Below are 26,687 nucleotides of genomic sequence, written 5' to 3' on the forward strand. Positions count from 1 at the left end.
CCTGGTTCCTGATCGCGACGGCATGCTCGATGGAATCGAGGGCGCCAATCGTGCAGCCGCTATACCGGGCATCGCCGAGGTCAAGATGTATGTTCATCCCAACACACCAATTGTCAGAAAGGGCGATTACCTAGATTTGATCGGACATATCATCGCCGCTTCGCCCAGCCGTGATCAGACGACAGCCATACTTCATCAAGCCGCCGACTTAATTTGCTGGAAGATAACACCATTTCTACTCGCCGAGAACACGAACAACCGGTGATGACTTTAGCGCCTATGGTGGGGGAGACGAGTTATGCAGGAGCTCCCAACAGTATGTAATCATCTCGGTTGTGGGAACGATTAGTCCATCCGATGCTCCGAAGGTTGGTGTGTGCACCCCCGTTTCGTTTCCGGGATCCCTGCTGCCAAATTGAAAGTAGATTGAAGGCACGCAGCCAGAGTAGAATCCGGAGTCGTCGCCGCCACAGATCGGTTTTACCTGCACATACTTATATTCGCCGGCTGATCGGACAACGATCTGGCGAAAACGCTCCACCATGCCTGCATCATTGAAGACGGGGGGTTCGCCGGACTGAGAACTAAATTCCACCCTCGGCGATTCGGCCACACCCTCGGCCACTTAGCGAACTCGCTGGACGAGTAGGCATCGACGCTCAGGACTGCTGGTCCGGATCGTTCCTGTCATCACGACCGAGGGCAGATGATATTTGTCGCCTTGCCCCCGTGGATGGTGCCGATGGTGATGATCGCACCGTCATCGACGGGCATCTCGCGTGACACCACCTTTTGAACCTCGTTAATAAAGGCTCCCGACATTGTGGTGGCGTCAACGCCAGCGTGGGACTCTGCGCAATGCGCCATGATGCCGATGATGTTCAGCTCAAACTGTTCCGAGGCATTGCGGTAAAGCGCAGCCCATCTTGAATAGCTGTTAGAACCCGCTCAGAAGGAGCGAGGAAGAGTTCACGTGCCATTTTGAGCGCGATACCGCAGCAAGCGACACTAGATTGCTGAGAACGCTAACACGATTGCGGTAAGGGATCCCAAAAAGCAAGAATTGGCCCCGATTGCCGGCCCTTCCGTTCCAACAATGTTATACCCAACCGACATCGATGTGACCGCCGCCGGAACGTCACGCTTCTCGAGAATGTCGCCTACAGAGGCGTGCCAAGCGGGATCATTCACCGCGAAACCGTATCCCCCAAGGAAAGCCTAGCCCTAATATCAGCCAAGGACTAACGAAACCCAGTGCAACGGATATGGCCAGCATCAGCGAAGAAAACGCGATCAAACAATGCCCGATGAGCATTTAGCGCGACCATCACATCGGAAGCGGAGGTCGTGGCTATCAGCCAGCTGATTGCTGTCGTCTGGATGAGCCATCCGAGGCTTGCGATTTGTGTGGCCGTCCAGATTGAACGGAACACCTTATTTCGGAGCGGGGTGAACGCTGTCGAAGTGACTGAAACCGATTTTTCATGCCGCATATCTCTTGAGCTCTCATCCAACGGGCGATGCTGCGAGGCAGCAGGATATTCGGTGCGAAACGCGGGGGGCTCGCATGTCATGTGTGACGGGCGAAGGGCTGGCGGAGGTTTCCGCCAGCCTTCCGGATCAAGCCCGCGCTAGCGAGAGGCTAGGACCGTATCGCAAGCGGCTGCAATCGATGCGCGTGCACCTTCTCTGAGGTGCCGGTCGGCGTCTTTTGGATCAGCGGTTGAATCCTATTGGATTGCATTTCCAAAATACCGCTTGTGGGCGACATCAAGGATGCCATTGATCGAACTCGAGTAGCTGTGTCCCGCAGCCATCGCGGCTAGTACATAAGGGGAGCTCCTGCTGAGACCCGGCATTGAGTTGATTTCTAGAATAAAAGGTTTGCCGGAACGATCAATCCGAAGATCTACGCGGGCATAATCGCGGCACTGGCAAGCATGGAACGTAGCAATTGAAATATCCCTCAGTAATGCCGCAAGTCTGCTCCCGATTATCGCCGGGCAAATCTTTGGTGGCTGCGCGGCCGTCAGGTACTTCGCTTCCCAAGTCAAAATTTTGGTGTCGAGCTGGGCGAGATCGTGCTCCACGAGAGGAAACACCTCGAGATCTTCGTTTCCAAGCAGCGCTACGTTGATTTCCCGCCCCTCGATGTATTCTTCCACGAGCGAATCTTGGGCATACTGAGCGTCGATCATTTCGATTGCCAGCCTAAGTTGCGCTTCGTCATGGACGACTCGCAGCCCGAAGCTGTTGTCCTCGTGACGCGGCTTCACTACTAACGGAAATTGCAGATCGCCGGTGCTCTCGGTGCCGCGACGCATGACGCGAAAGTTCGGCGTTGGCACGCCACTATCGCGCATGAGCATCTTGCTGATGACTTTATCGTCCGTCAGCCCATGCCCAAGCGGACTAGATCCGGTATACGGAACACCAGCCATTTCGAGCATTCCTGGAACGTGGGTGAAACGGTACTCGCCCTGAATCCCTTCGGCCAAGTTGAAGACCATTCCCGAGGGGCGGCCGGTTAGCGGATCGGGTGGCATGAACTGCTCAAGCGCAGCGAGTAGTGTTTTATTACCTTGACACAGCAGCGTCTCGTGGCCGCCTTCTCGCAGCGCCGCCAGCACATTGTCAACTATTCGTCCCTCCGGCGGCCACGGTTGCGGCGGCTGCGGATATGGCTGACCGAACTGGTTAATTACGCCCGTGAATTCGCTATTACACACGACGGCTATTAGCATGGTCATACTCCAACGAAAGAACACGAGGACAAAACGCCGTTTAATTGGCAGCCTTCCTCGATTCGCTATGTATCTATCGGCATTTGCGCTCAGTGCTCTGACCGGGCCACATGACTGTTGCAATCGGCGTGCCAACGATGATGTTCCGCGAAATGAGGCTCCAAAGCCACGTGTTTCCCGCGTCGCCGCCGTAAATAGTTGTACTTGGCTGTCGCTTTCGCACCCAAATGTCGTAAATCTCACAAAGTCGAAGAGGAGCAACCGGCACGTCGACCGGACCTGACTAAGCGCCTGCGCCACACAAGCCTTGATGCCACGTTGCATGGTGGCCCTTGAGTGACTCACAAGGATTGTGCTGACTTTCGGCTGCCGGCCGTAGCCCTCAAACATGATCCTGTCCCGGGCCATGGGTGGCACATTCAAAAACGCACGAGAGCCTTTCGCACAGGTGTTGTTTCAGGCAAGGAGCCCCCGCGGAATTCAGCCCATCTTGCTTATCGATGGCTGGAATATCGATTTGATATTTGCCAAGTCTGAAAGAGTTCTCCAATTTTCAGCAACGAACCAGTCCTAAGCTGCACTGTTTCTGGCTCTACAACATCAGGAGATGCGGAGATCCGCTCGCTAGGCTAGCTGACAACTCAACGCTCAATGGGAGGCACATCAATGAAAACTGCAAACTATTGGCGTAAAGCCGGGGTCATCGTCCCCATACGTCTCCTGTCTGAGGAGAAATGATGGGAGAGCAAATTTTGCACCCGCCGCTTCCCCGCGCCGAGGCGCGAATCCGCGTCCTTCATGAAGATGTCACGACTGATAAGTTCGGCTGGCTTCGCAATCGCGAAGACCCCGATGTGCTCCAGTATCTTGAAGCAGAGAACCGTTACTCGGAACAGGCGACAGCCCACCTGGCGGAGATCAAACATCAACTGGTTGCCGAAATTAAAGCGCGTAAAGCCGGCGGCGGTAGTCATCCTGTTTTGACAGTGGGTCCCTTCGAGTATTTTCGGATGCAGGAAGATGGCCTGCCTCATCCGGCATGGTGGCGCCGGCCAGTAGCAGGAGGCCCTGACGAACTTGTACTGGACCCAAATTTGATTCCCGGCGCCGCTGTCTTCTTCACGCTTGGCATTTTCGAACCAAGCGATGACGGACGGTATCTAGCGTACAGTTTTGATGTCGTTGGCGATGAGGGTTTCGAACTTAGGGTGCGGGATGTTTCTAGCGGCCAAGAAGTGTGGCGAGGCCCGGCAAGGGTAGGACAGGCAGTCTGGGCCGCCGACAGCCAATCACTCTTCTTCTCACAGGAGCGCAGTGACAGGCGCCAGCATGATCGGATCGTTCGTTTCGATGTGGAGGCCAGCAAATCCGAGGTTGTCTTCGAAGAATCCAACGAGCGGCTGGCGGTAGTGGTTCGGCGATCGCACAGCGGCGCTTGGCTGTTTCTCAACGTGGTCCCCGGTTGTGACAACACGCTGCGCGTTCAACGAGGTGCCGCGGAAGTGTGGTGTCTCGCGTCGAACAGTCCGAAAGGGAAGTGGCGCCGGATCGTGGCACGCGATCTAGGACACAAGATTTATGCTGAACATTGGAACGATAGGTTCCTGTTCCGTGTAGACGACAATGGCCCGGACTGGCGAATGGTGAGCGCGCCAACAGACGACCCTTCGCCGTCGCAGTGGAAAGAGTTTGTTCCTTATCGAGCAGGAGTGACGCTAGAGGAAGTTCACGTGTTCGATTGGGATCTGGTTTCCCTTGAGAGAGAAAACCTTAGACCTCGGCTTGTCGTATATGGGCGAACTGGAGAGGTTAAATCTGTCATCGTTCCCGAGGCGAGCACGTGCACGTTGAAAGTCGGCGTTTCGGCAGGAGGCTCTTACTCGGTGGCGCGGCATCGCTTCTGCAGCTCACAGCTGATCTACTCCGCCAGTTCGTTTATTAGGCCGGACACATTCACCGAACACGATATGAAAAGCGGCCGATCGAAAATCGTTTATCAAGCCAAGGTCCCGGGCTACGACGCCTCTCAATACGTTGCAACGACCATCATGGCGAATGCCGAAGACGGGGTACAGGTGCCGATTTCACTGATCTCGCGCCGGGACCGGCGGCCTAGCGGACCCGTTCTCCTGAACGTCTATGGCTGTTATGGCACGACAAGGTGGCCTTCCTTCTTCTCCGCACCCTCATGCCTGGATGAGCGTTTAAGCCTTCTTGATCGGGGGATTGCCTTTGGAATCGTGCATGTCCGGGGGGGCGGAGAGTTCGGGCGTCGCTGGTATGATGCGGCCATTCGTGATCGAAAGACCGTCACTTACACAGATTTGATCAGATGTGCCGAGGCTCTCGTTGAGCAGGGCTATGCTTCGCGCGACGGAATTATCATCGAGGGAAAAAGTGCTGGTGGAGGTACCGTGTTGGCTGCGGCCGCATTGCGACCTGATCTATTTCGGGCCGTGATCGCGGAAGTTCCAGTTGCCGACATCATCGACACCGAGCTGGACTTCAACATGCCGTTCGCGTTGGCGGAGACGGCGGAATACGGAGACCCGCGCGCTCCGGACGAGTACAGTTACATGCGGACGTACGACCCATACTACAACCTTGACGCTGGTAGACCACTCCCGCCAACTTACATTGACGCCGCGCTCGATGACAGTCAGGTACTATATCACCAACCTGCGAGGTATGTCGCACAGCGCCGCTCCTGCACGCCCAACCGCGACCCTGCGCTCGTCTTTAGGACCCGCATGCTCGGCGGTCACTCCGGATTTTCACACGGACCCGCAGTAGTGGAAGAAGCCGCATTCCGCCAGGCTTGGATCCTTGATCAACTCAATCGTGCAGATAGCTCGAGGCGAACGACAACGTAGCATGGCCCGTCTAACGGGCCATGTCATCCTAGGTCACCGCAGCGACTTTTATCGCGTCTCAGGAGACCAAGGCCTACGGCTAGAGCTCTGTCGCAAGACGAAGCTGGCGTTCGAAACGACTAAGCAAGCCCTCGAAATGTTCAACGATCTGGTTTCGATATGACCACATATCGAAACTCTATTTGTCAATTCCATTCCGTGTAGCCAGTTTGCCCGGCGGAGAGAGGCGCGCCATCAACACCGCTCAACGACACCTTAGTCTTCGTCGTTAAAGCTAGCGCTATTCAATCACGGTCACGATGAAATCAAAAACAAGTAGGGGAACTTAGACAATGAAGATCTCTCGGAGAAACGTACTGAAAGCGAGCATGGCCATGGCAGCGGCAGCGTCGTTCCCTTCCCTGCTCCGCGCACAGGCATCCACCGGAGGCGAACCAGTGAAATGGTCCCACGGCGTGCCGCAGGCCTTCGATCCTTACACGACGACGGACGTAGATATCGGCGATTACGCCTTTGGTGTCTACGATATGCTCTTCGGCCTCAATTCAAAGCTCGTGCCAAAGCCGCAAATGATCGGGGATTGGAGCGCTTCGGACGACAAGAGGACTTACACTTTCCAGCTTCGAGACGGACTGAGCTGGCACGATCACACGCCGGTTACGGCTGCCGATTGTGTTGCCTCAATTCGGCGTTGGTTCCAAACACCAGGCGGGAGTCTGGTGAAGCAGCGGGCGCAGGATGTTTCCAAAAAGGACGATAAAACCTTTATCATCACCCTGAAAGAGCCGCTTGGTTTGCTGATTGATCAATTGGCACAAGTCAGCACCTACCCGCTGTTCATCATGCGCGAAAAGGATGCAAATCGCCCGCCGAGTGAAGCTGTTACCGCCCACGTCGGATCGGGGCCATTCAAGTTCAACGAAGAGCTTTTCGTACCCGGGGCTAACATTACGTTCGACAAGTTTGAAGAGTATGTTCCCCGCAGCGAGCCCTCTGACGGACTTGCGGGTGGAAAGGTCGCCAGAGTCAGTCGTGTCATCTGGAGCGACTTCCCGGATCAGCAGACGGCCATTTCGGCCTTGCAGGCCGGAGAGATCGACTTCCTGGGCGCGCCTCCAGCCGATCTTTACCCGGTGATCGAGAGTGATCCGAACCTTGTGCTCGAGGACCTGTACAAATCCGGTTACAACTATTTCCTCCGCATGAACTGCCTGCAAAAGCCGTTTAACAACGTCAAGGCGCGGCAGGCGATGCTGCATCTCATCAACCAGGAGGCGTTTCTTCGCGTCATCAATCCATCGCCGCAATACAGTCGTCCCGTTAAATCGCTTTTCGGTACCGGTACGGCTTATACAAACGATGCGAACACGGATTGGTACAAGGAGGGTGGTGACCCGGAGGCTGCCAAGCGGCTTTTTACGGAGGCAGGTTACGCTGGCGAGAAGGTCGTTATCCTTGATCCCACCGACTGGGGAGAAGCACATAATGCTTCGCTTCTACTCGCATCGGAAATGCGCAAGATTGGGATCAATGCGGAGCTGGCGTCGACTGACTGGGCTGGCCTTGTTGCCCGGAGAGCCAAGAAGGACTCCGTCGACGAAGGCGGTTGGAGCATCTTTATTTCCTCCGCAACTGATTTTCAGTTCGGCGATCCGACGACTGCGGCCTGGATGGCCATGAACGGAGAGGAAAGTTGGTTCGGCTGGCCTGAATCAGCTGAATACGAGGCCTTGCGCGCCAAATGGCCCGACGTCGAAACGCTTGAAGAACGTCAAGAACTTGCTCGCGACATGCAGCAGGCTTGGTGGAATTACGCGAGCTTGGTAGCCTTGGGCCAGGTTATATCACCCGTTGCTCATCGGAAGGACTTGACCGGCCTTGTTGGGCTGAAGACCGGCAATGTTCCCATGTGGAATATGCAAAAGGGGTGAGTCTTTTGGTCTACTACACCCTTCGCAGATTGATCTCGGCCATCGTCGTCATGGCGATGGTCGGGATATTAATCTTCCTTCTCATCAGGCTAACGCCTGGAGATCCAGCAGCCATCATTGCCGGGCCGACTGCTAGCGAGCAGATGGTCGCCAACGTCCGAGTACAACTGGGGCTTAACGAACCGCTGCCGGTACAGTTCGGACAATGGGCACAAAACATTCTGCGCGGCGATTTAGGTACCTCGGTCTTCGCTGGGCGTCCGGTCCTTCAACTTATGACACAGCGGTTGGAGCCAACCCTATCAGTGTCGCTCTTGACATTGTTCCTTTCCGTAGTGGGTGGAGTGACGTTTGGCATCCTTGCTGCTTGGCGAGCTGGAGGTCTGGTCGATCGTGCTCTGACGGTATTTTCGGCACTCGGTTACTCTCTTCCGGTTTTCGTAGTCGGCTATTTCCTCATTTATGTGTTTGCTATCCAGACGCGACTGCTCCCGGTTCAAGGCTATGCGCCGATCGGCCTAGGCCTACGGCCATGGTTTGCTCATCTCATTCTCCCGACTGTTGCGCTAAGTCTTCCCTATATTGCCTTCATCGCTCGGATCGCGCGGGCGAGCATGCTTGAGGTGTTGTCGGAGGACTACATGCGCACGGCCGCTGCGAAGGGGGCATCGTCATACTCGATGCTTTTTCACCACGCTTTGAAAAATGCAGGGGCACCTATCGTCACCGTCATCGGCCTCAGTTTTGCCTATCTGATTGGCGGGGTCGTACTCACCGAAACGGTATTCAATATCCCGGGAATCGGCCGTCTTGTAGTCGATGCGATCAACAATCGAGATTACCCGGTGATTCAAAGCGTACTAATCGTCATCTCAGGAATATACGTCCTGATTAACTTGGCGGTCGATCTTACTTATACGCTGATCGATCCCCGGATTCGGTACTGATATGTTTTTTGCTATGTCGTTACGAAACCCCGGGCAAAGGGATCGGCTTCGAGTCTCATACCTCGCCCGCCATGCTCAAAGACACCCGCTGGTTCTAATCGGCGGTGGTCTCTTGGTGATCCTGATCGCTCTGACGCTCGCAGCTCCACTTTATGCGGGTGATCCGTTGAAAATGGATCCGTTTGTCCGCCTGCAACCCCCCTCGGCCGAATATTGGTTGGGGACGGATAACCTGGGTCGGGATGTGTTCGCTCGGACCGTTTACGGCGCGCGGATCTCTCTCACGGTCGGATTGGTATCGGCGCTAGTGGCCGCCTCCGCCGGGCTTCTGATCGGTGTACTCGCCGGCTACATTCGAAGGTTCGACAACGTCATCATGCGCGTGATGGACGCTTTGATGTCGATCCCAACGTTCTTGCTTGCAATCGCGCTCATCTCGCTCACCGGGACGGGAATTGGCATTCTGATTATAGCGATCGCCATCCCACAAATTCCGAGCGTGACGAGAATGGTAAGGTCAGTGGTCCTAAGTGTGCGTGAACGCGCATATGTCGAAGCCGCTGTTTGCGGCGGAGCACGGCTCCCGAAGATTCTGTGGCGCCATATTCTTCCGAGCACTCTACCGCCACTCATGGTCCAAACTGCGGTTGTTTGTGCGGACGCGATCATGACCGAAGCCGGGCTGAGCTTCTTAGGCGTTGGCGTGCCCCCCGAAATCGCAAGTTGGGGGAATATGATCTCCAGCTCTCGGCTGTACCTCTCAATTGCTCCTTTCACCATATTCGCACCGGGTATCTTTCTTGCGATCACGGTTCTGGCGGTAAATCTGTTTGGGGACGGTCTCCGCGACTTGTTCGATCCTCGTGCGAAAAGGCGGAGCTGACATGCACATTCAGAAAGATTCTGACCGGGATATCCTCCTTGATGTCCGGGATCTTGAAACACACTTCTTCGGCGAAGAAAGCGTCACGCACGCTCTCGGCGGGGTTAGCTTTCAAGTAAAGAAGGGGGAAACGCTGGGCGTAGTCGGCGAATCCGGTTGTGGCAAGAGCGTGACGGCGCTGTCCATTATGCGGCTTCTGCCGAAGCTCTCCGCCAAGACGATGGGCGGTGAGGTCCTCTTCCACGGTCGCAATCTCTTGGATCTGCCCGACCGGGAGATGCGTAAGATCCGGGGGGATAAAATCGCGATGATCTTCCAGGATCCTATGACGAGCCTGAATCCGGTCTATACTGTCGGTCGCCAGATTGCAGAGGCAGTCGAAATTCACACCGGTGCCTCCCGTTCTGAGGCCCTGGCAAAGGCCGTCGATATGCTGCGCCTCGTCCGCATTGCGGACCCCGAACGGCGGGTAAGCAATTATCCCCACGAGATGTCCGGCGGCATGCGCCAGCGTGCCATGATTGCCATGGCACTTGCCTGCTCACCTGAACTCTTGATTGCCGACGAGCCGACGACGGCGCTCGACGTCACCATTCAGGCGCAGATCCTGCGGCTGATCGTCGATCTGAAGGAGCGCATGGGAACCTCGGTTATGTTCATCACCCATGACCTAGGCGTCGTGGCCGAGACCTGCCAGCGCGTCATAGTGATGTATGCCGGCCGTATCGTCGAGCAGGCAACGGTCACGGATCTCTTCGCGCGGCCCATGCATCCGTACACAAAAGCTCTCATGCGCTCGGTCCCAGACAGACGGCGCGGCAAAGAGCGCCGCCTACCAGAAATTCCTGGTATTGTGCCGAGCTTGCGCGAGCCGATTGTCGGGTGCAGCTTTGCGCCGCGTTGTCCGTTCGCGACCGAGGTTTGCCGGGAGAAAACGCCAGCTGTTAAAGAATACGGTGCCGATCACGCAGCCGCCTGCTGGCATGCAGAAGAGGTGGTGAGCGCATGATTGGACCTTTGTTGCAAGTCGAAAAACTGGTCAAACACTATCCGCTCGGTGGCGGGATCTTCAATAAAGTTCCACCAGTCGTGCGGGCGGTCGAGGATGTGTCCTTTACTGTCAACGCAGGCGAAACACTTTGCATTGTCGGCGAATCAGGATGCGGAAAGTCGACAATCGCACGGCTCTTGATGCGGCTTGTTGACCCGACAGGTGGCCGCGTCCTGCTCGAGGGAAACGATATTGCCAGTCTCAACAAGAACGAACTTCGGGACTGGCGCCGACGCATGCAGATGGTCTTCCAGGATCCCTACTCGTCGCTGAACCCACGGCTAACGGCCGGTCAGATTATCACAGAACCGGTCGAGAATTTTGAGCGTCTGAACCGCAGAAAGCGTGAAGACCTTGCGGCGGAGCTCCTGCGAAAAGTGGGCCTTGCGCCCGAGATCATGCATAGGCTTCCCTCGGAATTGTCGGGCGGTCAGCGCCAGCGGCTCGGAATTGCGCGCGCATTGTCGCTCAAGCCGTCAATCATCATCGCCGACGAGGCAGTCTCCGCTCTCGACGTCTCCGTGCAGGCACAAATCCTCAATCTCCTCATGGACCTCCAGGAGGAAACGGGGATCGCCTTCGTGTTCATCTCGCACGATCTTGGTGTTGTAGAGCATATTGGTCATCGAGTAGCGGTCATGTACCTCGGGCGGATTGTCGAATTGGCAACTTGCGAAGCGCTATTCGCCAACCCAATACATCCTTATACCGAGGCGCTCATAGCGGCCGCCCCTATACCAGATCCCACAAGGGTTCAGTTGGAGGCGCTAGTCGAGGGTGAAGTGCCGAGCCCGGTCAGCCCACCGAGCGGGTGTGCATTCCACCCGCGCTGCCCGCTCGTACAAGACCGCTGTCGCATTGACGTGCCCTCGCTGGTGTCAATGCCCGATGGCCGCGCTGTCGCCTGTCACGTCCGCGCGCCAGCGGGCAAAATCGAGCACAATCAGCCTGGTACCCCTTAACTTGCTGGGGGCTTTGCGTAGCGTCGTTTCGACGAGGTCGTCGCACCTCGCCCAATCAGAATTGGCAGCCTGAAGAATCCCCAAGGACGTTTGGTCGATACTGCCCGGCATAGTGCTGCCGGTTGTGTAGCGATGGCGCACAGAGCCAGTCCGGGCGGAGCTCGTCTTCGACCTCGAAAACCTAGTGGCACCTCGGGAGGAGTGCGTCACACCCGCAGGCTTGGCCCCAACTGACTCCCTCCAGTGGTGTGCCATCTGGTTTCCCGATGGCACTTATATTGAGTCTCTATTTGCCTAGGACAGCCCGCGAAGGCACGTTGGTAAAAAAAGGGAACCAAAAATCGCGGGTATATGATCCGCCCAAGCCCACATGTCGCCTGGAGCCTGTTCAGTGAACATCGTGGCGGATCCGCGGCCAAGGGATTTTTTCGTTTAACGATCCAAGATCAAAAAGGATAAACGATGCGCGGCATCGAAAACTTCGAAAAGCTTAGAGACGAAGCGACGGAATGGCGCCGGTATCTTCACGCGAATCCTGAGCTGGATTATGACGTCCGCGACACCGCAAACTTCGTTGCCGAGAAACTGGCTTCGTTCGGCATCAACCACATAGAAACCGGAATAGCGCAGACCGGTGTGGTTGCCGTAATCCAGGGAAATCTCGGTGACGGTCCTACAATTGGGCTGCGTGCAGACATGGACGCGCTACCAATATTGGAAGCCTCGGGCAAACCGTGGGCATCTAAAACTCCTGGAAAAATGCATGCATGTGGTCATGACGGCCATACTGCAATGCTTCTAGCGGCGGCGAAGTATCTGGCCGAAACGCGCAATTTCAAGGGCGCGGTCGCCCTTATATTTCAACCGGCCGAAGAAGACGGCCGGGGCGCAGAGAAGATGGTGCAAGAAGGCATCATGGACCGCTTTGGCATCTCCAAGGTCTTCGGATTGCATAACTACCCTGGACTGGAGGTCGGCAAATTCAGTATTTGCAGCGGCCCGATTCAGGCCGGGCTCGACGAATTTGACATAACGGTTCGGGGCAAAGGCGGCCACGCCGCCACGCCTCACAAAAACATCGATCCCATTGTCATCGGCGCCCAAATCGTTCTCGGCCTCCAGACTTTGGTTTCGAGGAACACCGATCCTCAGGAGGCCTTGGTCATCTCCGTGACCAAAATCCATGCTGGAGAAGCCTATAATATCATCCCACAGCACGCAGTTATTTGCGGGACTGTCCGGACACTTTCGCCCGCCCTCCGCGACTTTGCAGAGAAAGGGATTTTCGAAGCCGCCCAGGGTATCGCCGGCGGGTTTGGCGCGGATATCAATTTTGCGTATCGCCGTCTCGAGCCGGTCGCTGTGAACCACGACGCCGAGACGAAGATAGCGGTTGACGCAGCACGCGATCTCGTTGGGCACGCTTCGGTCAATGACCTCCTCAAGCCAGGTATGGGATCAGAAGACTTTGCTTACATGCTTGAGGCGCGGCCAGGGTCTTACATCTTTCTTGGCAACGGTCCGACAGCCTCCGTCCACAACCCCGAATACGACTTCAACGACGATGCTTTGCCTTACGGCGTTGGCTACTGGGTGAACTTGGTTGAAAGGGTCCTGGCGCCGTAGCCAGACACTGCCTGCCGCAGAACTTCAGAACCTGGTCAATAGTGGCGAGGAAAAATAGAGGGTGAACGAAGATGAGCATTTTGATCAACCGCAGACGAATTATGCAGGCGTCCTTCGCCATCGCCGTCGCAACTTTGGCAACGCCTGTTGTTAACGCCTCGGCACAGACAACCGGCGAGGTCCGAGTGCTGACCTACGGTGGGCAGCTCGGCAAATATGTTATCGAAGCCTACGCCAAACCATTTGAAGCTGAAACCGGCATCAAGGTTATCCCAGTGACACAAGACTTCGAGTTTGCACAGCTCGAGCTGATGCAGAAGACGAATAGCATCACCATCGATGTCGGTCCTATGAGCCAAGGTGCGGCCCTGCAAGCTGCCGAGAAAGGCTATCTGGAGAAGATAGATTACTCGAAATTCAGAAAGGAAGATATCGAGGGACTTGTCCCGAACGTGAAACAAGACTTCGGCGTCGGCTTTTTCTTCTACACCTACAACCTGGTTTACAACACCAAGAAATATCCCGCGGACAAAGCGAGGCCCACTAACTGGGCGGAGTTCTGGGATACCGAGAAATTCCCGGGCGTCCGATACTTGGTGTCGGGTCAATACGGCTCGGAAGGTCCTTGGGAAGAAGCACTCTTGGCTGACGGCGTCGCTCCGGACAAGATCTATCCGATGGACATCGATCGGATCTTCGCCAGCCTTGACAAGATCAAGCCTCACGTCCGCAAGTGGTGGACGGCCGGATCCGAAATCCAACAGCTGATGCTGAGCGGCGCCGGCGACGTCATGATGTCTTATGACGGCCGCGCAGCCTCCGCGATTGCCCAGGGCGCTGCGTTGGAGCTCAATCGCAACCAGGCGAAGATGACTTGGGATTACTGGGTCATTCCAAAAAACAGCCCAAATGCCGAAAATGCCCAGAAGTTCGTGGAATTCGTAAGCCGTGCCGAAAACCAGGCTGCTTTTGCCAAGCTCTATCCGGAAGGTCCCACCAACCGGAACGCATTTAAGCTAATATCCGAGGAGCTTGGTCTCACGTTGCCCAGCCATCCCAGGTATCTTGAGAAGGCGATCCTTCTCAATGGCGCTTGGTACTCCGAGGCCGGCCCCGACGGCCTGTCGAATATCCAGCGTCTTGTGCAGCGCTGGAGCGATTGGGTCATCCGGTAACTAGCGCACGCTCGAAGCCAATGTGTCGTCCGGCGGCACATTGGCAACGCAACACAGGCGTCTTTGCGCCACGAATAGAGGATGGCAGCATGTCCCAGTCTGCTCACCTGCGGTCGGATGAACACCCCGTCGCGAAACTGCCAAAACAGGCGACTACCGAGGATCAGAAATTGGAAGACCGCGCCCTCGCCCAGATTGAATTTCGTGACGTCACGAAAATGTACGGCCCGATCGCAGCGGTCACCGAGCTTTCCCTCACGGTTCGGCGAGGCGAATTTCTGACTATTCTGGGTCCAAGCGGCTCGGGTAAAACCACGGCGCTGATGATGCTGGCGGGTTTTGAGTCCCCTACGAAGGGCGACATTCTGATCTCAGGCAAGTCCGTTGCAGCCGTGCCTTCATACGGCCGAGACCAAGGCATCGTCTTTCAAAGTTACGCACTATTTCCGCACCTGACAGTGCGACGAAATCTTGAGTTTCCCCTTGAAATGCGTGGCATGAGGGCGAACGAGCGGGCTCCTTTGGTTGAACGCATGCTCAAGCGGGTTCACCTGGACGCATTTGGTGAGCGCATGCCCTCGCAACTCAGCGGCGGTCAGCAGCAGCGCGTCGCTCTTGCGCGCGCCCTTATTGCAGATCCTCCGATCCTTCTCTTGGATGAGCCACTTGGCGCTCTGGACAGGAACCTCAGAGAACAGATGCAGGGGGAGATCAAGGGTCTCCACCGCGAATTTGGGAAAACCACCATTTGCGTCACGCATGACCAGGAAGAGGCGCTCACGCTCTCGGACCGCATTGTGGTTATGAGGGGTGGCAAAATCGAACAGCTGGACACGCCTGAAGCACTCTATGACCGGCCAGCTACTCGCTTCGTTGCCAACTTCTTGGGAGAAGCAAATGTTCTGGATTCACGGGAGCTCGGCTTCAACGATCAGAACTTCCGCGGAAAAGTACCGATGGTTCGACCTGAGCGCGTCCGGATCTCTGCGGTAAATTCCCCTGCACCAGCTGAGCTCGATCAGAGCCAGGTCGTCACCGGGATAGTAGAAGAAATGATCTACGCCGGCCCGCTGAGAAAATATCAGGTCCGTGTCGGCGACAAATCCTTGATCGTCCGCCAACACGTGGCGTTTGGCCAAGAGGTCTTTGCACCCGGTGGATCGGTGCGTCTCGACTGGCTTCGGGCGGACGTCCGTCTGCTCGATGAATGAACCGGGGAGGCACACAGATGCAAGTATTTCAAAGAATTGGCCGTGCTCCTATAATCCTCGTGCTACCGGCTATGGGGGTTCTGCTCGTTGTATTCGGCGTACCAACCGTCCAGCTTTTTCTCGAAAGTCTGAACGCACCCAATTTTAGCATTGAGAACTATTCTTCGTTCCTGGGACAGTATGCCAACATTCGGGTCCTGCTCCAGACGCTGGAGATCAGCGCAATAGCGACGGTCATCTGTTTGTTGGTCGGGTATCCCACGGCATACCTGATCTCGACAGCGTCTAAGCGCGCGCGCATGGTCCTGATCGTTCTCGTCGTTATTCCCTATCTCACAAGCGGTTTGGCGCGCACCTATTCCTGGGTCGTTATTCTCGGGGACAATGGCTTGATCAACAGCGCCCTCATGAATTGGGGTCTTATTTCCAGCCCTCTCCCTCTGATTTACAATCGCGCCGCTGTCTATGTCGGCATGGTCCATATCATGCTGCCTATGATGATACTGCCGCTCGTGAGCGTCATGCTCGGTATCAACACATCATTGATCGCGGCTGCCAAAAGCATGGGTGCGAAGCCATCGACAGCCTTTTGGCGGGTTTATTTCCCTTTGAGCATGCCGGGTGTTCGAAGCGGAACGCTGCTGGTCTTCGTCATCTGCCTGGGCTTTTACATCACGCCAGCGGCGTTGGGGGGCTTGGGAGATGCTATGCTCTCAACCTTTATTGCCTCCCAGGTCTCGACCGGGTTCAATATGGGTTCAGTCAGCGCCTCTTCATTCGTCCTTCTGGCGATTGCCGTCGTGATGCTCTCTGTATTCGGGCTAAACCTCTCGGGAACACAACACAGCGCGCCGAAGCTGAGAAAAGGTTTCATGGAACGGTTTAGCCTGCTTCGCGTGGTGAAGCAGTATCTGAATGAGCTTTCGGTCGCTTCAAGATCCAAACAGTGGTCCAAGGCCCTTTATCAGGCTCAGGGCGATGGCGGATGGTCGCGTTTTGCTGGAAGCCTCACCTTGACGCTTGTCATTTTCTTCCTGCTGTTTCCCGAAGTCGTCGTGATCATCATGTCGTTTAGCAGCGATGCGACGCTACAGTTTCCTCCGTCCGGTTTCTCGCTTCAGTGGTATGGCAGCTTCTTCGGTGATGAAGCCTGGTATGGCGCGGCCTGGACCAGCATCAAGATTGGTTTGGCCGTTGCGGCTCTGTCGACAGTCTTAGGGACCTTGGCAGCTTATGGCCTTAGCCGGATCGCCTCCGATCTTCGAGGCTGGCTGACGATGGTGATCCTTGCTCCGATCACGATCCCCGTCATTGTCGTCGGCGTGGCAAGCTACTTCGGCCTGGTCAATCTAGGGTTTATTGGAACTGAGACGGGCATCGTACTTGCCCATACGATTGGCGCAATCAGCTACGTCGTCGTTATTGTTTCCGCAACTCTTGCCAATTTCGACAGGCGCTTGGAGCAGGCAGCGAAAAGCATGGGCGCTAGGCCTTTTACCGCTTTCATGCGGGTGACATTCCCTCTGATCCGACCGGGGATCATTGGCGGCGCGCTCTTCGCATTCATCCATTCGTTTGATGAAGTGGTCGTGACGTCCTTGGTCAGCGGATATTCGGTCCGAACGTTGCCACTGAAAATGTGGGAGAACATTCGCAACGAAATCGATCCGACAGTGGCCGCTGTGGCGTCTCTGCTGACCCTTCTGCCGATCCTATGGATGATCGCGCTTTACGTCACTTGGTGGCGCGCCAGGAGCAGCTCTCAGAATACGGTCCTTGAGGCTACCGCTTAATAAACAAGGTCCTCCCGTGGCGGGAATAGTCTTGAATTCCCGCCACCCACCTCTCGCTCGTCTTGTTTCGCGGTGTTCGCCAAGCCGCTCGAGCAGCCGATAAATTCGAAGTTTTTCACCAGGGAGTGGAAGCAAAATTTTAATCCAATGGATTAGGTTTCTTGCTGCGAGAAGCGCATGACTTTTTCCAAGCCCGAGCCAACAGGAGCCGCTATGCCAGCCCTTTATTTTACCGAAACCGAGTACCAGGCGCGACTTGCCGCTACAAAAGTGGAAATGCAGGCATCAGGACTTGATACTCTCATTCTTTCTGATCCGGCCAACATCTTCTATCTGACGGGCTTCGACGCGTGGGCGTTTTATGCGCCTCTGTTTCTTGTCGTCGCTGCCAACGAGGATCAACCGATCTGGATCGGCCGGTTCATGGACGCTGTTTCAGCTCGCGATACGACCTATATGCGCGAGGAGAACATCCGAGCGTATCCAGACAGTTTCATTCAATCGACCACCTCACACCCCGTTCGGCCGGTATCGGAGATATTGAAGGAGCGGCGCCTCGACAAAGGGGTAGTCGGCGTTGAAATGGGCGCGTATTATTATACTGCCCGGATCCACGCCGAGTTTGTCAATTCCCTCCCCAATGCACGGTTCGAGGATGCCGAGCTTTTGGTCAATCGGGTACGGTTGGTGAAGAGCAGCGCAGAACAGATCTACATGCGCCAAGCAGGTCGAATCGTAGATGCTGCGATGTCGGCAGCGGTAGCAAAATGCGCCCCAGGTGTGCGCGAGTGCGACGTGGTTGCAGAGATATACAAGGCGCAGATATCTGGGCTTCCCGACGCCGGTGGCGTTTATACGACAAGCCCTCCGCATTTTTGTGCCGATGAACGCGTGCGAACACCACATGGCCTGTGGACCGATCACCCTCTAAAGAAAGACGCGCCCCTCAACATCGAGATCGCCGGATCCCGCCTTCACTACCATTGCCCGATGACGCGCACGGTATTTCTGGGCCGGCCGCCGGACAGCTATCGCAGGCTTGCCGCGGCGGTGGTCGAGGGATTGAACACGACGATGGGCAGCATCCGTCCAGGCATGGCGGCCGAAGAGGTCGAATTGGTATGGCGCGGGTCGATCGCAAAACATGGTTTCGAGAAGGAAGCACGCCTCGGCTATTCGATTGGCCTTGGTTTTCCGCCGACATGGGGCGAGCGTACGGTCAGCTTGCGTCCGGGGGACAAGACGGTCTTGCAGCCCGGCATGGCGTTCCACTGCATGTCCGGGCTTTGGCTCGATGACACTGGCATTGCGATCACGCAATCCTTCCTGGTGACCGAGGAAGGAAATGAGCCTCTGACACAGTTCGAGCGAGAGTTGGTTTCCATCTCGTAGCTTCGTGGAGTGAGGTTCTTGTCCAGCCGGAAATAGAGTGCTTCGCCTGCGCCATAGTGGTCGCGGATTTCTGAGCTTGCGCCATATCCTGTGGCGCAAGCGCACCCCCCACCCCATAGTGATAAAGACGCCATGAAGAACCTGTTTTCGGATACCTATTTCGAAGCCCGCACGCGTTTTCTCGACGCGACAAAGGTCCAATCTTATCGATCGAGCCACAGTGGACCTGAAGGCCAGCCACTTTCTACGGATGTCGCCTATCTCGGCGACCCCGATGCTGACAACCTGCTTGTTTCTATCGCAGGGACGCATGGTGTGGAGGGTTATTGCGGATCCGCCGCGCAGCTGTCCCTTCTTCGGTCGCAGTTGGCGGATAGCCTTGGGGGATCTGTCGGCATTCTCCTAATTCACGCCTTAAACGCGTATGGCTTTGCCTGGGATCGGCGCGTCACTGCCGAGGGATGCGATCTTAATCGGAATTTTGTCAATTTCTCCAAGCCGCTGCCGGAAAATCCGGGCTACGACGAGTTGGCAGATCAACTCGTTCCATCCGACCTCTCAGCCGAAAAGTTGGCAGTGGCAGAGCAAGCGATCGCCGAATTCCGAGCGACCCATGGCGAGGCCGCGTTTCAGACGGCGCGGAAGAAAGGGCAATATTCCCGACCCGAAGGCATGTTTTTCGGAGGCAAGCGCCCGTCAGAGCCGCGGGAAATCCTTGAGAGTATCTGCAGGGATTATAGAGTTGCAGAGCGACAAAACGTGATCATCATTGATTATCACACCGGGCTTGGGCCTTATGGTTACGGCGAGCTCCAAACCGAAACATCCTCGGGTCTTGAGGGCTATCATCGAGCCTTCGACATCTTTGGACCATCGGTGACGTCGCCAGACCTGGGAACTTCATCGTCAGTGGCCATCACGGGTACGCAAGACGAGTTCTGGCAGGATGAGCTGGGCAGCCGACACACCTATGTGTGCCTGGAGTTTGGCACCTTCAGCCCGGACAAAGGCCGCGAAGTCCTCCGCGACGATCATTGGCTTTTCGCATACCACCCCGATCAGGCGAACACCGAGATTGGGAAGCGGATACGGAACGCCACGCGGGAACACTACAACCCCGCACGGCCGGACTGGCAAGAAATGGTCCTTTCTCGCTGCGACCAGGTCCATCGCCAGGCTCTTGCAGCGCTGACGCAGGTGAAATGACGCCGCTGAATCCGTAGGCTTAGCGCCAGTTGCCCACGAAAAACGATCTCGCCCTAGGCAGAACGAAGTTCTCAGTTTTGGAGGTGGAAAGTGGAAAAGACCCTGGGTCTGCTTCTTTTGGAAAACCGGCCAATCACCCATGCCGGGGCTCTTTGCAATCCGAATACATTTTCGTTTCCAACCCTGCACACTGCGGTCCCAGGGGCCACGGTGAGAAATATTATAGACGGCGATGAGGATATTCTTGACGCTTATATCCGTTGCGCTCGACAACTGGAGAACGACGGCGTGTCCGCGATCACCTCTAACTGCGGTTTCACGTCGCTATTCCAAAGTAAGCTTGCAGCGGCTGTAAACGTTCTGGTCGCCTTGTCGAGCCTCTCCTTGGTGCCGTTCGCTGCAACAACTGTCCCCAAGGGCAAGAAAGTCGGCATCCTCACCTATGATGCCACACGGATGGGGGACAAACACTTTGCCGCGGCGGGATGGTCATCCACTCAGATCGATGTCGCCGTAGCCGGCATCGAAGGGTCTGAGACGTGGAGGCGATTGGCCGAGCCGATCCCCGACCTACCCGCGTCAGCCATCGTTGAAGATGTGATGATAGCCACACGATCGCTGCTTAAGCGTGAGCCTGACGTTGCCGCTCTTGTATTCGAATGCGCTGCCTTCCCGCTCGCGGCCGACGCCGTGCGCCGTGAGACCGGCTTGATGATTGCAGACTATGTCAGTCTGGCAAAAATGCTCATTGAAGTCAGCCCAGTCAGGGATCGACACGGCGGCGATCAGTCCCCGTGACATCCTGGGTTTTCTATCCCCTCACAAACCACTGGTGCGAACATGTGTCAAGAACGAGCCTCGGTTAGCAACGGCATCCTTGGAATTCTGGATCTCGAGCCAGGATCTGACCCAAACGGCTCACCTGTGGCTGAGTCCTTGCATGACCCATCGATATTCGCGTTCCCGACCATTCGAGAGACCGTTGCCGGGGCATGGGCGGATGTTGTCGTTCGAGGTGATCCATCCCTTGAAGGACCTTACATCGCAGCAGCGCAGCGCCTTGTCAGCCGTGGAGCTACAGCGATTACAGCAGACTGTGGCTTTTCGATTCGGCACCAGGCCGCAATTGCGGCTGCTGTCCCCGTTCCAATTGCTGTGTCAGCCCTCTTGCTCACACCAATGATTGTTCGACAGTTGTCCGGCGGAGCAAAGCTTGCCGCCCTGACTTTCGATTACACTCATTTTGAGACCGAACTGCTTGGCTTGTCTGATCCAGCTGACATTTCACGGGTGGTTGTTGGCGGAATCGAAAACACGCCAACTTGGGAAAACGAAATGGCACGACCACCGGTGCGGACAGACCTAAGTGGCCTGCGCGAGGATGTCTGCTCGTGCGTGGAGCGGTTGCGGGAGAAACATCCTGAAATCCGGGCATTGTTGCTCGAGTGTACCATGTTCCCCCGAATTGCTCAGTCACTTCGCCAATCCACCGGACTGCCGGTCTACGACATCACGACCCTGAGCAGAATGCTCATGGAGTCCATCACCCCGTGATCCTACGCTCGGGTGTGGCTCGAAACGTTGGTCTTAAGCGCGCGACTGATCTGTCAGCAAAAAGTTCATATAAAGGATAACCGTCATGACGATAAGCAAGGCACCACCGGCGTTCCCTCGGGACGAGTATCTGCGGCGTCTTACACTGGTAAAATCTGAAATGGCGCGGCGAGATGTCGAGGCGCTCGTTGTGTCCGATCAGCACAACATCACTTATCTCACCGGTTACACCGCTCGATCAGCCTATGTGCCACAAGCCTTAGTGGTTCTTGCGACGGAGGAAGAGCCAGTCTTCATTCTGCGACGGATGGATGCCCCGGCTGCTATGCACCAGTGCTTTATGGAGAGGGACAAAATAATTGCCTATCCAGAGGAGTTGATCGCACACCCGGATAAGGACGGATACGACGCTATTATCGACTACGTCCAGGAAGCGGGCTTTGCAGACAAACGGATCGGCATTGAGGAATTCAGCCTTTCCACCCTCACCGCCGAGAAATTCAAAAGACGTTTGGAGGCATCCAACGTCGTAGACTGCACGAAGGCAGTCACCTGGATTCGTCTCATCAAATCCGATCTTGAGATCGAAATTATGCGGGAAGCGGCGGCAATTTCAGATGCTGCGATTGCCCGCGCCGCTGAGGTCATTCGGGCTGGAGTGCGCGAAGCCGATGCCTGCGCTGAGATTGCATCCGTCTTGATCCGAGGCGTGAACGGCAAACCGGGCACGCGGCTCGAAGAAATAGCGATCTGCGCGACGCCCCGAACTGGAACATGTCATATCCCTTGGACTGAAGACTCATTCCGGCAAGGTTCGCAAATCAATATCGAACTTGCCGGATCTCGCCATGGCTACTGTGCTGCGCTCATGCGCACCTACTCAATAGGTGCTCCGTCAGATCGGCTCCGCCGGGTCCATGACATCCAGCTGGAGGGGCTTGATGCTGCGATCGCGGCCGTTCGACCAGGAGCGACCTGCAGCGACGTTGCGAACGCTTTTTATCGCACAATTGAAAAAAGGGGGCTGAAGAAGGAATCCCGTTGCGGCTACGCCCATGGGATTGGCTGGACTGAACCGACCGCGAGCTTGCGTGACGGCGACATGACCGTGCTTCAACCAAATATGACCTTCCACCTGATGCTTGGAAACTGGATTGATGAAGAGTTCGGCTATGTAATCAGCGAAACATTTCGGGTTGCCCGCACCGGCGTCGATGTCCTCACCACCGCTCCAAGAGAGATATTCGAAATCTTGTGACCCGAAAGTCATGCTGTAAACGATAGGAGGCGCAAATGACAGAGTATCCAAAAGGCTCGTACGCCGGCTCAAGGGCCAGTGCCCAGACGACCGGCACAAACCGGAGCGGTTTGTATCACCTGGAGCACCTACCGCTGTTCCTCTCGAGGCAGGAACCTGAGTTTGCGGCAATATTCGAGGCAGTCGATGCGCTACCAATCGACGACACTCATTGCCACGTGATCACCGATCAGGATGCGATCACGACGCCAAAGCGTTACCTGGAGCGCATCTCATTGGCGGGAATGCCAATGGCGGCATATTTTCCGAAGGGCGTCTACACCGAGTGGCTCAACGGGGACGAAGCCAGGAGGCACGATCTGAACAGAATGTATGACATTCAGGGCAAGGTAGATGGGGTAACCGGAGACATTTCCCAAGGGGTTTTTATCAAGTTCCTGGTGAAGGAACTGGCCCAGTTCCTCGGCTGCGAGGCGATACTGGATGCAGTTATCGAGGCCCGCAATGACCGCGGCAGGAGCTACTGGGCGTATGTGAACAGCCTGTTTCGCGACGTCAATTACGAAAACATCATGCTCGAAACCGGCTACCACGAGGATCGGGGTGGCGAAGCGATTGCCCGCTTCGAGGAGGCGATTTTACCATGCCGGTCAAACCGCATCAGCCGCATTGAAGAGATCCAGAGAGAGTTTTTCCATCTCGACATTTCCTTTGACGAGTTCGAGCAGCGCTACATCAAAAGGCTGCACGAGACTTTAGATGGCAACGGCAATTTCGGGAAGAAATCATATGGAATGAAATCTTACCTCCTGCCGTTCATTGGTCTTATCCGGCCCCTGCACGACCGGGATCCTGCAAGAGTATCCTGGGAGGCGCTCAGAAGTTCTTTCAACAAATTGCCTGATATGGACCGCGAGTCTGCCGCGGAAATTACCAAGGATTTACGCCGCTATACGTTCACCCTCGCACTGGAGGAGTGCCTCAAGCGCGACATGCCTATGCAGATTCACGCGGGAGACGGTGAAGCTCCCGACGTGGTCCTACGAAATCAAGACCCATTTTACTTGGAAGAGGTTGTCCGGTTTGACCGCGACAACATGATGCGGATGCCCAAAATTATTCCGCTGCATGCTGGCTATCCCTCGGTCGGTAAGGCCGCGTGGCTCAGTCACCTTTACCCCAACTGCTACTTCGAACTCTCGATCATGACCCCTCATGTCCATCAGAATCTATATCAGCGATATATGCAGGTGACGGAAGTTGTTCCGCTCTCGAAGATCCTGTTTGCAAGCGATGCATACCATATCCCGGAATTGTATTGGCTTGCAGGTCGGTGGGGCAAACGATACCTAGCAAAAGCACTCACTGATTATGTCGTTGGTGGAAGCCTCTCGGTGGAGGAAGCCGTCGAGGCCGCAAGGATGATACTCTACAAGAACAACCGTACCGTTTACGGGCTCGATGACTGAGACCGGTGTTTCGTCGCTTATGTGCCACCGAGAAAGAATGGGCAACCCGGAACTGTCGCTTATCGTTTTTTCAGATGATCGGCTGCCAGGTCGCCCGTAGGAAGCCCAATAGGCAGAGAATAACGACTCAGCACTCGTAGTTATAGTGCGACCGCAGTCAAAATTTCACAGAAACCTTTCTATCCATCTCGATTTGCGATACTACTGGAAGTTCATCGAATTACGGACGACCAGAGTGGATCTTAAGAAGTTAAAATATTTCGTTGGCATAGCCGAGGCAGGCGGATTTACCCGAGCCGCAGAGTATATGAATGTCGCGCAAAGCGCGCTTAGTCTTCATGTCCGAGAGATGGAAGACGGCTTAGGAACCAAGCTACTCGTGCGTGAGCGTAGCGGCGTCACTCTGACACCGGCTGGCTCGCGATTGCTGCACCATGCGCGCATTATTTTGAATCAGGTGAGTATTGCCGAGGAAGAGCTTACCAGCAAGCCGAAGATACCAGTGGGTGAAGTGTCCATCGCACTGCCGTCCGGTCCGGCGCGCTTTATGGCACCAGAGTTACTCAATATGGCGAACGAGCGCTTCCCGAAAGTCTCGCTAAAGATTGTCGAAGGGATGAGCGGTTCGATTGAAGAAATGATGGTTGCGGGCCGATTCAACCTCGCTGTTTTTTACACCATGAAAGATGACGGTTCGTATTATGACGTCCTCGCTGAAGAGGAATTCTGTCTGATCATCCCTCCGGGCAGCCCCCCTTTTGAAAATGTTATTTCTCTTGATCAGCTAAGCGCTTTCCCCCTGGCTGTTCCCATGAATGTTACCAGTGTTCAGAGAGCCGTGACTGACGCAGCAAAAATGCACAATGTCTTCTTAGATGTCCGGTACGAGATAGATTCGCTCTCAACGATCATAGACATGGTCGCAGATGGTAAAGCTCACTCTATATTGACACCCTCCGCGGTCCAGCGGGAAACGTCACTCGGTCTTGTACGAATGGCAAAGATCATAAACCCATCAATATCGAGGTCGGTAATACTTGCGGTGAATGCGCGAGATGAGCGTTCGGCTGAAGTTGCCGCCATCCGGGGGCTGCTTCCGAAGGTAGTGCGCCAGTTGATCAAGGATGGAAGATGGCAGGCGAGATTGCCGCAATCGCCCTAATGTTGGCTTAGACGAAGAGTGATTCTTCCGCTCTTTCTCCAGCCGGAGCTGGTCACCTTTGAAGTCATCGTTCGTGGCCGCGAGACGCCTCGCCCTTCAAAGCCGGCGAGGCACCGCTAATAATCATTATGTCATCCATAGCGTATCAAGATTTATTGTATAGAAACTCTGAATTTGACGCCCTGCTTGGTTTAACCGAACCATAGTCCGGCCGGATTTCGGCAGGGACGCAAGTCAAAGGAAAGCACCATGCACGATCTTAAAACCTTCAGGCCCTTGGTGAAGGAGGCGACGAAGTGGCGCCGTCACCTTCATCAGCATCCAGAGCTTGATTATGATTTGCACTCAACCGCAGCTTACCTGGAAGGAACACTCCGATCGTTCGGCGTAAATCATATCGAGACTGGTCTTGCGGAGACCGGTTTGGTTGCACTGATTGAAGGAAATCATCGTGGTGGCCCGACAATTGGCTTGAGGGCGGAGATGGATGCTGTCCGCATCGAGGAAAGGTCGAACAAACCGTGGTCCTCCAAAATGTCTGGAAGAATGCACGCATGTGGACACGATGGCCACATGGCAATGCTGCTCGGTGCCGCTAAATTTCTCGCCGAAGCCCCAAATTTTGGCGGCACCGTTGCCTTGATCTTTCAGCCAGCTGAGGAAAACGCGCTTGGCGGGCAGCGGATGGTCCAAGAAGGCATTATGGATAGATTCGGAATATCCCGCGTTTTTGCTATGGATAACTCGCCAGGCCTTGATGTCGGGCGGTTCGCAATTTGCGACGGTCCTTTTATGGCGGCGCTGGACGAATTTGATATCGTGATCAAGGGCCAAGGAGGACATGCTGCCAGCCCTCATCGCAACATCGATCCCATAGTGATTGCAGGCCAAATTATCGTGGGCCTCCAGCCGTTGGTCTCTCGGTCGACGAACCCGCTCGAATCCTTGGTCGTCTCGATTACCAAGATGCACGCGGGGGAATCCTACAATGTGATACCCGAGACCGCGACGTTGTCCGGGACAGTCAGAACATTGAAGCATGAGCTTCGGGACTTGGCTGAGACGCGAATACCTGCCGTAGCGCGCGGGATAGCAAGCGGATATGGCGCGGAGATCGAATTTAAGTACCGCAGGCTTGATCCAATCATGACCAACTCTCCTGAGGAGACGAACCTCGCCATCAGCGCCGCTCGCAATCTGGTAGGTCCGATCTGCGTAGATGACCAGTTCGAGCCCGTCATGGGATCGGAAGACTTCGCGTTCATGCTCGAAGCTCGACCCGGTGCTATGATTTTCATTGGCAACGGTTCAACAGCTTCTCTCCATAACCCATCATACGACTTCAACGATGAGGCTCTTCCCTACGGAATCGGATACTGGGCGAACCTTGTAAAGACAGTCTTACCAGGTCCCTTGTGATAGCGGAGCTCTGATGCTGTAGCTCCGCGAC

The 26,687-nt window shown here is 55.5% G+C and carries 21 protein-coding genes and 2 pseudogenes; 19 read left to right on the forward strand and 4 right to left on the reverse strand.

Annotation, left to right across the window (positions count from 1 at the left end):
- A pseudogene (locus HJB82_RS14950) lies at positions 1-265 on the forward strand (hypothetical protein); the annotation flags it as partial.
- Positions 266-277: 12 nt separating this feature from the next.
- Here HJB82_RS14950 and HJB82_RS31590 read toward each other — a convergent pair.
- The 4 genes and pseudogenes from HJB82_RS31590 to HJB82_RS14965 all read right to left on the reverse strand — a co-directional run bounded on the left by HJB82_RS31590 (position 278) and on the right by HJB82_RS14965 (position 2,744).
- Entirely contained in the window at positions 278-544 is a 267-nt protein-coding gene (locus tag HJB82_RS31590; protein ID WP_246638991.1) for a hypothetical protein, read from the reverse strand.
- Positions 545-690: 146 nt separating this feature from the next.
- Entirely contained in the window at positions 691-867 is a 177-nt protein-coding gene (locus HJB82_RS31595; RefSeq protein ID WP_246638992.1) for a hypothetical protein, read from the reverse strand.
- 35 nt (positions 868-902) lie between these two features.
- Positions 903-1,493, reverse strand: a pseudogene (locus HJB82_RS14960) (MFS transporter); the annotation flags it as partial.
- A gap of 237 nt (positions 1,494-1,730) precedes the next feature.
- Positions 1,731-2,744: an ATP-grasp domain-containing protein gene (locus tag HJB82_RS14965; protein WP_221140389.1), complete on the reverse strand. Its 1,014-nt coding sequence runs from the start codon at positions 2,742-2,744 to the stop codon at positions 1,731-1,733.
- Between the two features lie 737 nt (positions 2,745-3,481).
- Here HJB82_RS14965 and HJB82_RS14970 point away from each other — a divergent pair.
- The 18 genes from HJB82_RS14970 to HJB82_RS15055 all read left to right on the forward strand — a co-directional run bounded on the left by HJB82_RS14970 (position 3,482) and on the right by HJB82_RS15055 (position 26,656).
- Positions 3,482-5,617, forward strand: coding sequence for a prolyl oligopeptidase family serine peptidase (locus tag HJB82_RS14970; protein ID WP_221140391.1), 2,136 nt, complete (start codon positions 3,482-3,484; stop codon positions 5,615-5,617).
- 332 nt (positions 5,618-5,949) lie between these two features.
- Positions 5,950-7,548, forward strand: a complete 1,599-nt coding sequence (locus tag HJB82_RS14975; RefSeq protein WP_221140393.1) for an ABC transporter substrate-binding protein — start codon at positions 5,950-5,952, stop codon at positions 7,546-7,548.
- Between the two features lie 5 nt (positions 7,549-7,553).
- Positions 7,554-8,495: an ABC transporter permease gene (locus tag HJB82_RS14980; protein ID WP_221140394.1), complete on the forward strand. Its 942-nt coding sequence runs from the start codon at positions 7,554-7,556 to the stop codon at positions 8,493-8,495.
- 13 nt (positions 8,496-8,508) lie between these two features.
- Positions 8,509-9,378: an ABC transporter permease gene (locus HJB82_RS14985; RefSeq protein ID WP_221140624.1), complete on the forward strand. Its 870-nt coding sequence runs from the start codon at positions 8,509-8,511 to the stop codon at positions 9,376-9,378.
- A gap of 1 nt (position 9,379) precedes the next feature.
- Positions 9,380-10,387: an ABC transporter ATP-binding protein gene (locus tag HJB82_RS14990; RefSeq protein ID WP_221140396.1), complete on the forward strand. Its 1,008-nt coding sequence runs from the start codon at positions 9,380-9,382 to the stop codon at positions 10,385-10,387.
- Positions 10,384-11,391, forward strand: a complete 1,008-nt coding sequence (locus HJB82_RS14995; RefSeq protein ID WP_221140405.1) for an ABC transporter ATP-binding protein — start codon at positions 10,384-10,386, stop codon at positions 11,389-11,391. The genes HJB82_RS14990 and HJB82_RS14995 overlap by 4 nt, the downstream gene beginning before the upstream one ends.
- Positions 11,392-11,853: 462 nt before the next feature.
- Positions 11,854-13,017, forward strand: a complete 1,164-nt coding sequence (locus HJB82_RS15000; RefSeq protein ID WP_221140407.1) for a M20 aminoacylase family protein — start codon at positions 11,854-11,856, stop codon at positions 13,015-13,017.
- A 71-nt stretch (positions 13,018-13,088) separates the two neighbouring features.
- The gene (locus HJB82_RS15005) at positions 13,089-14,192 is read left to right on the forward strand and encodes a polyamine ABC transporter substrate-binding protein (protein WP_221140409.1); all 1,104 of its coding nucleotides are present in this window, start codon (positions 13,089-13,091) and stop codon (positions 14,190-14,192) included.
- Positions 14,193-14,281: 89 nt separating this feature from the next.
- On the forward strand, positions 14,282-15,403 hold the full coding sequence (locus HJB82_RS15010) for an ABC transporter ATP-binding protein (protein ID WP_221140411.1): 1,122 nt from the start codon (positions 14,282-14,284) through the stop codon (positions 15,401-15,403).
- Between the two features lie 17 nt (positions 15,404-15,420).
- Positions 15,421-17,196 carry an ABC transporter permease subunit gene (locus HJB82_RS15015; protein ID WP_221140413.1) on the forward strand — a complete coding sequence of 592 codons (1,776 nt, stop codon included), beginning with the start codon at positions 15,421-15,423 and terminating at the stop codon, positions 17,194-17,196.
- A 177-nt stretch (positions 17,197-17,373) separates the two neighbouring features.
- A complete protein-coding gene (locus tag HJB82_RS15020; protein WP_259673950.1) occupies positions 17,374-18,588 on the forward strand; it encodes a Xaa-Pro peptidase family protein in 1,215 nt (404 codons plus the stop codon).
- A 132-nt stretch (positions 18,589-18,720) separates the two neighbouring features.
- On the forward strand, positions 18,721-19,794 hold the full coding sequence (locus tag HJB82_RS15025) for a DUF2817 domain-containing protein (protein ID WP_221140415.1): 1,074 nt from the start codon (positions 18,721-18,723) through the stop codon (positions 19,792-19,794).
- A 90-nt stretch (positions 19,795-19,884) separates the two neighbouring features.
- On the forward strand, positions 19,885-20,592 hold the full coding sequence (locus HJB82_RS15030; RefSeq protein WP_221140417.1) for a hypothetical protein: 708 nt from the start codon (positions 19,885-19,887) through the stop codon (positions 20,590-20,592).
- Positions 20,593-20,730: 138 nt separating this feature from the next.
- Positions 20,731-21,348: a hypothetical protein gene (locus HJB82_RS15035; protein WP_246638994.1), complete on the forward strand. Its 618-nt coding sequence runs from the start codon at positions 20,731-20,733 to the stop codon at positions 21,346-21,348.
- A gap of 85 nt (positions 21,349-21,433) precedes the next feature.
- Entirely contained in the window at positions 21,434-22,606 is a 1,173-nt protein-coding gene (locus tag HJB82_RS15040) for a Xaa-Pro peptidase family protein (RefSeq protein WP_221140421.1), read from the forward strand.
- 35 nt (positions 22,607-22,641) lie between these two features.
- Positions 22,642-24,075, forward strand: coding sequence for an amidohydrolase family protein (locus tag HJB82_RS15045; RefSeq protein ID WP_221140423.1), 1,434 nt, complete (start codon positions 22,642-22,644; stop codon positions 24,073-24,075).
- A gap of 235 nt (positions 24,076-24,310) precedes the next feature.
- Complete coding sequence (locus HJB82_RS15050) at positions 24,311-25,237, forward strand: LysR family transcriptional regulator (protein ID WP_164049423.1); 927 nt, start codon at positions 24,311-24,313, stop codon at positions 25,235-25,237.
- Between the two features lie 249 nt (positions 25,238-25,486).
- Complete coding sequence (locus tag HJB82_RS15055; protein ID WP_221140424.1) at positions 25,487-26,656, forward strand: M20 aminoacylase family protein; 1,170 nt, start codon at positions 25,487-25,489, stop codon at positions 26,654-26,656.
- Positions 26,657-26,687: the final 31 nt, after the last annotated feature.

The sequence above is a fragment of the Rhizobium sp. NZLR10 genome (assembly GCF_019685125.1).
In the GTDB taxonomy this organism is placed as follows: Bacteria; Pseudomonadota; Alphaproteobacteria; order Rhizobiales; family Rhizobiaceae; genus Rhizobium.